This window comes from Arthrobacter bambusae (assembly GCF_022606295.1).
In the GTDB taxonomy this organism is placed as follows: Bacteria; Actinomycetota; Actinomycetes; order Actinomycetales; family Micrococcaceae; genus Arthrobacter; species Arthrobacter bambusae_A.
The window spans coordinates 17665-30475 of sequence record NZ_JAHHZS010000004.1; the positions used below are offsets into that span (position 1 = coordinate 17665).

11 protein-coding genes are annotated in these 12811 nt (G+C 64.3%); 6 read left to right on the forward strand and 5 right to left on the reverse strand.

The genetic code is table 11. The features are described 5' to 3' along the window. Positions 1 to 4: 4 nt before the first annotated feature. From KNN17_RS03720 to KNN17_RS03740, 5 genes are all read right to left on the reverse strand, one after another. Complete coding sequence (locus KNN17_RS03720; RefSeq protein ID WP_241707555.1) at positions 5 to 1594, reverse strand: ABC transporter substrate-binding protein; 1590 nt, start codon at positions 1592 to 1594, stop codon at positions 5 to 7. Between the two features lie 49 nt (positions 1595 to 1643). After that, a complete protein-coding gene (locus tag KNN17_RS03725; protein WP_241707557.1) occupies positions 1644 to 2531 on the reverse strand; it encodes a serine hydrolase in 888 nt (295 codons plus the stop codon). After that, on the reverse strand, positions 2528 to 3919 hold the full coding sequence (locus KNN17_RS03730) for a serine hydrolase domain-containing protein (RefSeq protein ID WP_241707559.1): 1392 nt from the start codon (positions 3917 to 3919) through the stop codon (positions 2528 to 2530). Before KNN17_RS03730 ends, KNN17_RS03725 begins: the two co-directional genes overlap by 4 nt. Before the next feature lie 172 nt (positions 3920 to 4091). Next, positions 4092 to 5615, reverse strand: a complete 1524-nt coding sequence (locus tag KNN17_RS03735; RefSeq protein WP_274619644.1) for an amidohydrolase family protein — start codon at positions 5613 to 5615, stop codon at positions 4092 to 4094. A 60-nt stretch (positions 5616 to 5675) separates the two neighbouring features. Beyond that, complete coding sequence (locus tag KNN17_RS03740) at positions 5676 to 6710, reverse strand: FUSC family protein (protein WP_242598512.1); 1035 nt, start codon at positions 6708 to 6710, stop codon at positions 5676 to 5678. A gap of 278 nt (positions 6711 to 6988) precedes the next feature. On the opposite strand from KNN17_RS03740, the gene mscL reads away from it, so the two are divergent. From mscL to KNN17_RS03770, 6 genes are all read left to right on the forward strand, one after another. Continuing rightward, complete coding sequence (mscL, locus tag KNN17_RS03745) at positions 6989 to 7420, forward strand: large conductance mechanosensitive channel protein MscL (protein WP_241707565.1); 432 nt, start codon at positions 6989 to 6991, stop codon at positions 7418 to 7420. Between the two features lie 121 nt (positions 7421 to 7541). Further along, positions 7542 to 8396 (forward strand): ACT domain-containing protein, encoded by an 855-nt coding sequence (locus tag KNN17_RS03750; protein WP_241707566.1) that lies wholly within the window; start codon positions 7542 to 7544, stop codon positions 8394 to 8396. 75 nt (positions 8397 to 8471) lie between these two features. Further along, the gene (locus KNN17_RS03755) at positions 8472 to 9419 is read left to right on the forward strand and encodes a proline dehydrogenase family protein (protein WP_241707567.1); all 948 of its coding nucleotides are present in this window, start codon (positions 8472 to 8474) and stop codon (positions 9417 to 9419) included. A gap of 441 nt (positions 9420 to 9860) precedes the next feature. After that, positions 9861 to 11204, forward strand: a complete 1344-nt coding sequence (locus KNN17_RS03760; protein ID WP_241707568.1) for an MFS transporter — start codon at positions 9861 to 9863, stop codon at positions 11202 to 11204. Between the two features lie 102 nt (positions 11205 to 11306). Beyond that, a complete protein-coding gene (locus KNN17_RS03765; RefSeq protein ID WP_241707569.1) occupies positions 11307 to 11990 on the forward strand; it encodes a GntR family transcriptional regulator in 684 nt (227 codons plus the stop codon). Next, positions 11987 to 12811: an aspartate/glutamate racemase family protein gene (locus KNN17_RS03770; RefSeq protein WP_241707570.1), complete on the forward strand. Its 825-nt coding sequence runs from the start codon at positions 11987 to 11989 to the stop codon at positions 12809 to 12811. The genes KNN17_RS03765 and KNN17_RS03770 overlap by 4 nt, the downstream gene beginning before the upstream one ends.

Genomic DNA, 12811 nt, shown 5'->3' on the forward strand with positions numbered 1-12811 from the left:
CGAGTTACTTGAACAGACGAATTGACGCGGGCTCGATGCTGTCGCTCTGGACGAACTCCGCCTTGCTGCCGAACACTGACACAACCGAGTTCGCGAACGGAATGACGTCTGCGGCGGCGATGAGTGCTGCCTCGGCGTGCGACCAGTCGTCACAGCCTTCCTTGCCCGGCTTCGTCGCGGCAGAGGTCGTGGCGGCGATGTACTCGGCGTTATCGGTGTAGCCGAAGTTTGAGCCTTTCGGCGGGGTTGAGCCGGCGAAGAACGGCACGATCTGGCTGGGCAGGCCAACGCCGACTGAGATGAGTGCAACGTCCCAGTCGCCGGTACCGAAGAGCGTCTGGCTCACGCCGTTGGCATCGACACCCTTGGGGGTCGCCTCAACGCCGAGCTCTTTCCACATCGACTGCAGCAGCTCCGCGGTCGAGCCGAAGGAGTCGGAAATATACGAGGGGTAGATGACGGTGAGTGAGAGCTTCACCCCGTTCTTCTCCCGTACGCCGTCCGACCCGGGTTTCCAGCCGGCGGAATCGAGTGCGTCGGCTGCGGCCTTCACATCGAAGGCCGGGATGTTGGCCTTCGCCACGTCGGCATGGCAAGGGTTTGGCGCCGCGTTGACGAGGCTGGTCGGCGCGGTGCCCTTGCCGTTCGAGAGAACCGCGCGCAGCTTTTCGAGGTTCAGGTCCTGGGTGAGGGCGAGGCGAAGTGCCTTATCAGAAAGCAGTTTCTTTGGGTTCTTGTTGAACTGGATCTGTCCCAAGCCAACCTGAACATCATTGGAGAAGAGCTTATTGGTGCGCAGCCGATCGGAATCGGGCCCCACAACCTGTGCGGCGTTCAGTTCGCCGGAAAGCAACAGATTTGCCGCAGTGGTCTCGTTGGGCAGGACTTTGAAGATGACCGTGGCGGGGATGCCGGCCTGCTTCGGGTCCCAGTCGCCGGGGCCCCAAACGAACTCTTTGCGCCTGGTCAGTGTGTACTGCGAGTTCGGGGCGATCTTGGTCATCGTGTACATGCCGGTCGCGCCTTCACCCTTGGCGAGCGCGTCCGCGTGGGCAAGAGCCGGCCCGCACACCATGTGCACGCTGCCAACGTTTTCGAGTAGGAAGGCGTCGGGCGCGCCGCTCTTTACGCTCAGCACGCCGGTGGCGTCGTCGCCTGTCGCGACGGTGCCGGCTTGTACGTTAAGCCCGACGAGGGGTGAGCCGTTCTTCGGGTCCGCAATGAAGTTGATGTTGTCCGCGAGCATTGACGCGGTTATCGGGGTGCCGTCAGCGCAGGTGGCGTCCTTGCGGAGGGTGAAGGTGGCGTTGGTGGTGTCGGCCTTCCACTTGTTCGCGAGTCCGGAAAGGATGGTGCCGTCACTCCCTACCTCGACGAGGCGCGAATAGAGGAAGCGGTCGATGGTGCGCGCGACATTCATCGCGGTGATCATGGGGTTGAGGTTTCCCGGGTCGGCGCCGATTGCCATGGTGAATGTGCCGTCGGTCGCAAGCTCGTTGCCGGAGTGGTTGCCGGAAGCGCCGGGCGCGGCGCAGGCCGTGAGAGCAAGTGCTGCCGCCCCAACGAGGGCGACGAGTGGGGTAATGGAACGCATGAGATGCCTCCAGCTGGTCGTGTGCGGGATGGGATGTGTGCGGGTGGAGTTACGAAGAGAGCTCCCGGAGGTGCTCAACCGCGAGGTGACCGGCCACGCCGATGGAGGCGTCGACGGCGGGCAGGCGGTCTGCCAGCGAGTCGGCTCTGGTGAAGACGGCGACCGCATACTGCCGTCCGTCCGGGTAGGTGACGACGCCCGCCTCATTGCGCACTGCGGGCACGGTTCCCGTCTTCGCGGCAATCAGTACATCACTCGGGAATCCCGATGACAGCCGGTGCGGCCAGATCTGCTGCGCCATGATGTCCCTGGCGGTCTTGCAGGCCGCTGGAGACGCTGCGGTGTCAGTCCAGATTGCATTCAGGAGTGTCGTGATGTCCCGCGGAGTCGACGCGGCAGTTCGCAGCGGATCAAGGATCGAGAGGCCCCAGATCTGCTCGGCCGTCGCCGCTTCCAGCAGCTCCTCGAGGTCGCAGTCCGCCCCGCCGCCAAGGTCCTCGACGACCGAAGCGAACAAGTCTTCGCAGCAGCCGATCAGACGCGTTTGGCTGAGCCCGAGGTCGCTCACGACCTGGTCGACTGCCTCCCGACCGAGTCGGTGGTAGAGGACGTCGGTTGCGGCGTTATCGCTCATCACCATCATGTTGTGGGCGAGGTCACGCCAGCTGGCCTCGACATCGTCGGCGAATCCCGCGGTCCCGACTCCGCCGGTGCGGTAGCGCGCAGTGACAGTTGTCCGCCCGCTTGGATCCAGCCGGCCGGCATCGACCGCGCGGACAAAGGCGACCAGGACGAAGATCTTGAACACGGATGCAAGAATGACGCGCTCGTCGGAGCGGACGGAGACCTCGTGGTCGCAAGCCGCTCCGATTTCGCGGGCGTGCAGAAAGCCGGTGGCTCCAACCCGCGTGAAGACATCCGAGATGGCGGCGGTCATGCCGACACCCGGCGGTCGGCGCGACCGGTGTGCAGGTACAGCGCGTTGCCGTTGCCGTCGTCGCCAACGAAGGCGTGCGGTGTGTGTAATCCGTTACGGGCTTTGCGTGCGATCAGGGTGTCGCCCTTCCAAGGCACCAGCTCGACCGGGGGCCGCTCCAGGGCAAGCTCGGCGAAGATTCCCTTCATCTTCTGTTCGATCCAGATCCGCCCCTCTGTGTCCTGGGTGACGTGGGAGTCCGCGACCTGTGAGCTGTAGGTGCCGACGTAGCGCGAGGCATCGATGGCGTGGACGTCGTTCGCGGGGGTGGGAAGCTCCGGCACGACAATGCCAGTGAGACGGTTGATGACCGGGGAGATGAGCTCCTTGTAAAGGCCAAGAACGTCGCCGCCGTTTGTCAGCACCGCAATCGCGGCCTTCTGCCCGGGGATCACGCGGAGGAAAGCGCTCTGGCCGATTGTTCCTCCGTCGTGGCCGATGACGGGACCGCCCTCCCAATTGAAGAGCTCCCAGCCAAGACCCCAGCTGTCGCCCATGAGACCGAGCTCCGGAAGCTTGACCTGCTGCTCCTGCATTGCTGCAACGCTTTCGGCGCTCAGGATCCGTTTGCCATCCGGGCCAACTCCGCCATCGATGTGCATCTTTGCGAAGGCGATGAGGTTGCTCGCGCTCATAGCGAAAACGGATCCGGCCGGAGCGTTCGAACGCACGAGTGACCAGACCTGTGCCGGCTCCGGGGCGGCGCCCTCGGTCGGGCTGATGTGACCAAGCGCGGCACGGAACATGATTGCCTCGCCTGCCCCCGTGGCCGCGTGCTTGAGCTGCAGCGGGTCGATGAGGTGTTCGCGCAGGCAAGCCTCATAGTGCTTGCCACGAACAACCTCGACGATGCGGCCGAGAACCGAGAAGGCTGCGTTGTTGTAGGAGAACATTTCGCCGGGTTCGAAGAGCTGTGGCACGTCGGCGAGGATCGGCATGAACTTCTCGACGGCGTCTTCGCCCTCGGTCGTGGCGGTGAAGATGTCGCCCTCAAAACCGGAGAGGTGGCTTAGGAGCTGACGAACGGTGATTTTCGCCGCGGCGGCCTCGTCGGCGATGACGAAGTCCTTGACGTAGCGGCGGACAGGTGCGTCGAGGTCGACGAGTCCCTCTTCGACAAGCTGCATGACAAGCGAGGTGGTCCAGACCTTGGTGATGGAACCGATCTGGAAGACCGAGTCGGTGGTGGCCTCTACGCCGCTCGCTTTGTTCAAGATGCCTGCCGCGGTCCGGACCACGTCGCCATCACTGAGAATCGCCACGGATGCGGCGGGCACTTGGTATTTGGCGATGAGGTCGGGCAGCTTTTCCTCGACCCAAGCACCGATCTGTGACAGTGATTCCACCATGAAAGTTCCTCCTCGTTGAGAATGCGAATTCGCTGAGCCTATTCGCTGCCGCCGCACTAAAAACTGGTAGCAAACGACGAGACTTGTGTGCAGCTTGGTTCGATCGCACAAAGTGGCCTGCTCGCCGCAAGATGCGTCGGGTCGCGTGCATCCCGAGCAAAGTAGGTTCCGGTCATTGGGGGTCTCCCTTGAGTGGGCGGCCGGGGAACGCGTCCGTCAGCATGAGGCCGCCCCGCACGACGGCTGTACCGCCGACGAAGAGATGGCGCACACCGACGGAGGGACGGGTGGAATCGAAGTAACTTGCGGTGTCGGAGAAGCGCTCCGGCTCGATCACGACGATGTCGGCGTCCGCACCGATACCAATGTGGCCCTTGGCCCGTGCGCCGGACGCTGCATCATCGAGAACGCGCGCCGGCAAGTAGGAACAGCGCCGGAATGCCTCCAGCCAGCTCCAGGCGCCGGTCTCACGCACCATCATGCGAATCGACCGGGCAAACGTTCCTGCCGTGCGGGGGTGGGTGGCGCCCCCGGCCGGTAGCGGCCACTGGAGTGATTCGCGAACTTCGCGGGCCCACGTGACGGGCATGGCATCGCTCGCGACGATGGCATCGGGAAAGGCGAGGGCGCTCTGAAGGAGGGCCCGGTCGCTCGGATCCTCTTCGTTGAGGAACGCGACTACGCACGCGGCGGCCGGGTCGGTGCGGCGAATCTCTGTCAGGCGCGCGGCATCCGCGACCCGTTCACCGGTGGTGACGATCGTGATGTCGCTCGGCTTGATGCCCCAGGCGCCGAGGCGCTGCGGATCGAGGAAGAATGCGCCGATCGCGGTGCTGCCCGCACCGTAGGGGTAGGTCTCCACAGTGACGCGGTTTCCCTCGGCCTGAGAGCGTTCGAGCATGCCGAGCACACGGTCAATGTGGCGGCGGGAGGTGCTGTTGACATGACAGTGGTGCATGGCCGCGCCGGTTTCGGCGGCGGCAATCATGATCTCCGCAGAGCCGTCGATCGGTGTCGTCGGGTCCGCCTCGATCAATTCACGCACATGGGTGAATGTGGGAGCCTTCGCTGCGGCGGCGAGACGGGCGACCGCAAGGAACTCCGCCGGATCGGTGCGCGGCGCATAGCCGAGCAGGATGCCGATTCCGAGAGCGCCGTCTGCGATCTCTGTCTCGAGCTGCGCGAGCCAGGTGCTCAACTCACGCGGGGTCGAACTGCGCTGCCACTCTGGTTTGGCGAGCAAGCCGAGGGCGTTGTGCACATCGGCGACCGGTGCCTCGCCTAGATGAGCAAAGGCGCGCGCCTGCGCCCAGGAGGCCGAAAAGCCGTAGTTGAGGGGGCGGCCCTCGCGCGCGGCATTGGCCATCGCCGCAGCGACCGGGGCCAGCCCAGCTTCGAGGTCAAGTGCCGTCGTGACTCCGTCCATCGCCTGCAGGCGCTGCCCGGCGACGGAATGAACATGGCTGTGGAGGTCGACGAAGCCCGGACCGACTATGCATCCGCTGACGTCGATGACCGTGGCCCTTTCGGTCTCGGCGCGGGACAGCTGGGCCCCTGCCGCGGCTATGCGGCCGTCCTCGATGAGGAGATCGCTGATGTTGTCGTGTCCGGTGCCGGGGTCGATGACCCGGCCGCCCTTTAGAAGTGTGCGCATTGAGCCAGCTTGGCAGGTTTCGGATGCATGCCAATTGGTCATTCTGACGATCGGCACCCGGTGACATCGTCGGGTTGAACCACAACGAGCGCCGTCGTTCGCTTAGCTCCGGACGCCGAGTTCCCGGAACCGCGACCACGCCGCTGGCGCCAAGACCACCGCGACGCCGACGGCGGCCCCGATCACCGTCTCGACGATGCGGTCCCGCAGCAAGAGCCCTGGCGGTACATTGGCAACCAGCAGGGTGGAAATGAGCGCCAGCGGCGTGACGAATACCTGTGCCACAAGGTATTGGCGCGCGATGAAGAGCTCGGCCCCGAACTGGCATGCGGCAATCACCAATACCATCTGCCACGGCGCCGGGCCGAGCCAGAGAATTCCGGCCAACACCAGCAAACCCAGCATGGTTCCCACGATCCTCTGGATTCCCCGTTGCACCCGGTGGCTGGTACTGCGCCCCACCAAGGGAACCACTGCCGCCACCATGGCCCAATAGCCGTGTCCGAACCCGAGCCATTGCCCGGCCAAGGTAGCAAGCGTTCCGGCCAGGCCGGCAGCAACGAAGTAGCCCAAGCCTTCCAGCCAAGCTGCCCGGACTTCCTGAGGAAGCAACCGGTCCGCCGCCGGCCGCTTCCAGGGTGTCCGGTGGCTCGGGACTACCCGCGCCGACATTCCGATCAGCAACGCCAACACAGCAGTCAAAACGGCGGCAAGCATCCCCTCCCAAAGCGGAGGCTGCTGAGGCACGGAGGCGATCGCGGCAAAAGCGAAAATGTGGAAGAGGGAACCTGCTGGGCGAAGCCGCCACAGCGCAGTCACGACGGAGCAAAAGGCTGCAACCAACGTGGTGCCCAGCGTGAGGATCCACACGTAGGCGTCCGAGCCCTGTCCGATCCTGGCGGTGAGGGTGGCGAGCAGGATGATGCCGAGCAGGAGCGATCCGGCCCGGAGCTGGCTTCGAAAACGGTGGCTATGGGGCTCGTTGCGGCCATAGATATTCGTGAACGCCGCAAAGCTGGCGAAAACAACAAGGTCCAGCCGTCCAAACAACACGAGGGTGATCAATGGCAGGAAGACGCCCACGGCGCAGCGCACGGCTGGGTGATGGTCCTTGTTGCCGGGACCGATCCTGAACATCTCTGCCAGGGCGTTCACTGGATTGCCTGCCTCTGTTTTGCTTCTCTTGAGCGCTGTAGGGCTCAACTAATACTGCCCGACGGCGGCTCTGGCATCCGGTCCGAGCTTACGCCGGACGGCCCCGGGAAGCCCGATCGCCTTCCGTTGAATGACGTAAAAATTGCCGTGGGTGTGACGCCTGAACGCCGTCGATTGATAGTCTCGTTTCGGTTGTCACCAGCCGGGCCGGGGGCTCATTCCGGCCACCTCACCCGTACCCATTCACCGGAGGTCATTCCATGCTCAAAGGTTTCAAGGACTTCGTTCTTCGCGGCAACATTATCGAGTTGTCCATCGCCGTCGTCATCGGCACCGCGTTCACCGCCCTGGTCGCAGCGTTCACCACCAACATCATCAACCCGGTTATCGCCGCCGCCGGCGGAGTCAACGCGCAGGGACTGGGCTTCTCTATTTGGCCTGACAACGCGAAGACTTTCGTCAACTTCGGCGCCGTCATCACCGCGTTCGTCACCTTCCTGATCACGGCCGCCGTCGTGTACTTCATCTTCGTCGCGCCCATGAACAAGATCAACGAACTGACCAAGCGCCGCGCCTCCATTGAAGAGCCCGAGGACGAACCGCTTCCGGCCGACACCGCCCTGCTTGTTGAAATCCGTGACCTCCTGACGGAGCTCACCGCCGCCAACAAAAGCGACGAGAGCTCCCGCTAAGTTCGCGCCCCAGGGCCAGTTCGGCGCATCCGGTCGGCGCCGAACTGGCCCCGATCAGGGCTGCCCAAGATCGTGACGCAGGCGCAATCCGCCTGAAACAGGATTCGGGCACGATGGTGCCATGAAGCCGAACAAGAGGACTTCCATTACCGCTGAGCTCTCCTGCGAAGTGTGCGGCCAGATGCCCGAGGCCCCGAAGGCCCGGGTAACCGTGGCCCAAATCGCGGTGATGCTTCCCATCGAACTTCTTGTCCACGCCATTGTGGTTGAAACGCAACTGCCTTACCTGGCCAAGGTGCTCCTCCTGACCGTGACCGCAACTGTCCTGGTCATTTGGGTTGCCGAGCCCTCCGCGGCCAGGATCCTGCGGCGCTGGATCCACGCGCCTGCCCTCCGCCATCGCAGGAAGCTCGATTCGGCCCAGGCGCTTTGGCGGGCGAGGACGGTGCTCCGCGACCAGCCAGGTTCCCTCCAACGGATCACCCACTCGCTCGCCCGGATGAACATCAACATCCTCAGCATCCATGTCCACCCCATGGATGGAGCCGTCATGGACGAATTCGTATTGTCTGCTCCCGGCCACCTCGGCGAGCAAGAGCTATTGACAGCGCTCGACGACGGCGGCGGCCGGGATTCACACGTGTGGCCTACCACCGCACTCGCCATGGCGGACGGCCAGACCAAGGCCCTGAGCCTGGCTGCCCGGATCGCCGACAACCCGGACGAACTGCCGCTGGCGGTCGCCGAGCTCTTGTCGGCGAAAATCATCGCCCCGGAACCCGAAGGCCCGGCCGCCGGGGCGCGCGCCGCCGTCGGGCCCTCCACGACGCTCCTCAAGATCCCCACCGCCTGGCACGGGCCGCTCCTGTTCTCGCGACCGGACGAACCGTTCACGCCGGCAGAATCGGCACGCGCACATCGGCTTGCCGAGCTGGCTGAAATCCTGGCGCACACCCGGAGGGGCAGCCGACCCTGAGCAGCCCTGGGCCCCGCATTTCGCATCGTGAACGCCACCCCGGTGCCCGCGATCTCCACAGGTACAGTTTGTCGGGTGACTACGAACATTGATCTTGAGCGTGCTGCCAATACCCTCCGGGCGTGGGCATTGGATGAAGGCCTCAAGCAACGCGTCATGTCCACACCAGCCTTGGCGACAATGGCTTCACGCGTGGCAAGTCGGTACTCGGCCGGGGACACAGCCGCGGAGGCCATCGAGGTAGCGGCAGCGGCGGTGGCCCGCGGGCATGCCGCCAGCATCGAATATGCCGGCGAGAGCGTGCGCAACACCGACCTCGCACGCTCTGAAGCCGCAGTGTTCCTTGAGTTGGGCGCCGCCCTCGGGAAGGCTGGCCTGCCGAGCACCATCTCCTTCGACCTCTCCCACCTCGGCGCACTCGTCGACCGCGATCTGGCGCTCAACCATGTACGCCAGCTTGCCGCGATAACTGAACCGTATGGAACGGGACTAATGATCTCGGCCGAAGGTTCGGATCGGACCGATTTGGTCCTCGACCTGTACGACGAACTCGTAGCCGAGATCCCCCGCGTCGGCATCACACTCCAAGCCCGCCTGCACCGCACCCCCGGAGACCTCGAGCGGGTCCTTCGCCATCCGGGTACCGTTCGCTTGGTCAAAGGCGCGTTCCTCGAGCCCGAGTCTGTCGCCTTCCCCCGCAACAGTGCCGAACTGACGGCTGCCTACCTCGATCTGGCGAGCCAGCTCATCCTCTCGGGCCACTCCCTGTCCCTCGCAACCCACGACGACGAGCTCGTCAACACGCTCATCTCCAGGCACGGCGAGGCGCTGAAGACAGACGCGATCGAATTCGAGATGCTGCTCGGCCTGGGGACCGACCTTCTCGATCGGCTCCACAGGGACGGCTACAGGACCCGGGAGTACGTCATCTTCGGTGGCGAGTGGTGGCTGTACGTCCTCAACCGCATCGCGGAACATCCCGAGCGGGCGCTGACGGCTCTGGCCGACCTCAACCCGCGCTAAGCCCTCCCGAGCGGCCCCTAAAACGCCTGGCGACACGGAAGATTCCCTGCGACCTCGGAATTCCGGCGTCGGCGAGGCTTCTCCGCGTCGCGTAACAGGTTGCGCGACGTGAGGCAGGGAGAGCGTCGGTATCCCATCCCGACATCACTTCCGGCGTCAGCGTCCACATGTCGGCAGACTTGGTGCCCGGTCACATTCCGTTTCTTCACTTTGTATACCAAAACCCTTGACAGTGCGCCGGGTCACATCTACTTTTGATTTTGGGATCCCAAATCGGGATCCCAAAACGTTCTCAACGAACCGGCAGCGTCCCTCCTCCCAGAAAGAGGACCGGGCCGCAACTGCTGCCGCCGGCGCGAGTCCAGCTGCCGCGGCAACCCGCACCCAGCACAACAATTCAAGACTTTCCCCGCTCCTCAAACTCCCCCTGAAGGAGAAACTGTGTCTCTCCAAAACACCGAAACTGACGCGCATGTAGTCGAAGGAAAAGCAGCAGAAAAGGACGGCGTGCAGCGACGCACGAGTGTCCGCTGGAGGCTCTTCCTACTGCTGCTCATCCTGGTAGCCGTCAACTACATCGACCGCGGCTCCATCTCCGTGGCATTGCCTATCATCCAAAAGGAATTCAACCTTGCGCCGGAACTCGTCGGGCTCCTGCTTTCGGCATTCTTCTGGACCTATGCCCTCATGCAGATCCCGGTCGGATTGCTCATCGACAAGTTCGGCCCCCGCAAAGTCGTCACGGCCTCGTGCATCGGCTGGGGTGCCGCCACGGCAGCATCCGGCCTGGCCGGCGGCTTCCTCAGCATGTTCATCGCACGCCTGGGCATCGGCGTCGCCGAGGCCGGAGTCATGCCGGCCGGCGGGAAGCTCAACGCCATCTGGATGCACAAGAAGGAGCGCGGCCGCGGCGCCACGATCCTTGATGCAGGCGCCCCGCTCGGCGCCGGCCTGGGCGGCATCCTCATCACCTGGCTCATCGCCTCAACGGGAAGCTGGCGCTACTCGTTCATCATCGCCGGCGCCGCGACAGTCCTCATGGGCCTGGCCGTCTGGTGGTACGTCCGCGACAATCCCCGCAACCACAAACGCGTCAACGACGCCGAGGCCAGCTACATCGAGGCCTCCCACGCCGAGGAAGACGCCGAGGCCAAGAAGGACGGCGTCCAGGGCAAGCGCGCCCTCCTCCCCTACCTGAAGTTCCGCTCCTTCTGGGCAATGTGCTTTGGCTGGCTTGGCTTCAACGGCGTCTTCTACGGCCTCCTGACCTGGGGCCCGCTCTACTTGGCCCAGGCCAAGCACTTCAACCTGAACACCATCGGCTGGTCCACCTTCGTGATCTTCGGCGCCGGATTTGTCGGCGAAATCCTGGGCGGCACCATCGCGGACAAATGGCGTGCGGCCGGCGCGTCGGCAAACAAGGTCATGCGCACCCTGCTGGGCATCTCCAGCGTCGTCGTGATTGGCGGCCTGGTAGGTGTGACCATTGTGGCAGACCCGACGACGGCGGTTGTCCTGCTGTCCGTAGTCATGTTCTTCCTCCGCTGGGTTGGCCTGTTCTGGAGCATCCCCGCCATCTTGGGCGGCCGAACCAACTCGGGCGTCCTGGGTGGCGCCATGAACTTCAGCGGCAACATCTCAGGCTTCGTCACCCCGATTGTGGTAGGTCTGATTGTCGGGGCCACAGGCTCCTACACCTGGGCCCTCCTATACTTTGTCGGCTCCGCGATCATCATGGGCGTGTCCGTGCTGACGCTGGACTACGGCAAACGACTTCCGGTCTAACTCGCCTGACCGGTCTGGCCGGACGGTCCTGAACCACCAAAGGCCAGACGCCCGCCGGGAATGCCGGGCGCAATGACCCAAGAGAACACGAATGGAGCAAAAATGCTGATTGCAGATGAAACCCCCACCACGGACCGCCCCCTCCGGGAATCCGTGCGGGACGCCATCCGTTCGCGAATCTTCGAGGGTCATTACGCGCCCGGCACCCGGCTGGTGGAGCGGGACCTCGCCGCAGAATTCAACGTGTCGCGACTCCCCATCCGCGAAGCGCTCCGCATGCTGCGGCAGGAAGGCCTCATCCAGGACCGGGCCTCCCGCGGTTCCGAAGTGGCAGGGCTGAGCCCCAAAGACGTCGAGGACCTCTTCGATGTCCGCCAATCACTGGAAGTCCTCGCCTGCCGCCTGGCAGCGACCCGCGCCACCGACAAGGACCTCAAGCACCTGGCTGGGCTCCTCGACGAGGCCGATCGCTTCCTCGCGAAAGGCTCAATCCTCGAAGCACACCGCGCCAACAGCGAATTCCACGATGCCATCACGGCCATCGCCAACAACGATTTTCTCCGCACCGCGCTGGAACCGCTCCAAGGCCGCATGCACTGGCTTTTCCGCCATGTGAACGACCTGCCGGAACTGATCCAGGAGCACCGCGATCTCTACACCGCCATCGCCAGCGGCGATCCCGAGCGCGCCGCAAGCCAATCGGCGTCGCACATTGGAAAGTACCGCGAGCAGTTCCCCCAGAACGAGCCCGCCACAGAACTCAAATTGCAAGGCAAACGACCATGAAATTGCTAGTCATCAATCCCAACATCAGCACGGATGTCACTGCGCTGATCGACGCCGAAGCCCGCCGGTCTGCGGGGACGCACACCGAGCTGATCGTCCGGACCGCCGCCCGTGGCGTCGAATACATAGAGACCCGCTTTGAAGCCCTCATCGCAGCCGGGGCCGTCGCCGAAATCATCGCCGAGCACTGCGGCGGCGATCCGGCAGCGGACCACATAGACGGCGTCCTGGTGGCTGCATTCGGCGACCCCGGTATGCCTGCGCTCAAGGAACTCACCGACGTGCCGGTCATCGGCATCACTGAGGCCGCCCTTTGCGCCGCCGCCCTGCAGGGCCAACGCTTCTCCATCATCGCCATTTCGGACCGCATCACCGCTTGGTACCGGGATTGCGTGGAGCATTTCGGACTTGGCGGCCGTCTTGCCTCGATCCGGTCCATCAACCAGAGCCTCAACGGCATCGGCACCGTGCAGCGGGATTTCAAGGAAACACTCCTGGCGCTGAGCCGGCAGGCGGTCGCGGAGGACGGCGCCGACGTCGTCATCCTGGCAGGTGCGCCGCTTGCCGGACTCGCGAGCGAACTTGAAGGACAGATCCCCGTGCCCGTGGTGGACGGAATCTCAGCCGGGATCCGCATGACCGAAGCGGTCGTGGCCCTTCAGTCAGGCTTCCATCGCCAAGGCGCTTTTGCGCCGCCGCCCGTCAAGCATCGCCAGGGGCTGTCCGAAAACCTCGACGCCGCCCTGACCGCCATCCAGTCCGCCGCGCGCGCCTCAGTTACTGCCAGTGCTGTCGCAGCTGCCGTTCCAGCCGGAAAGTAG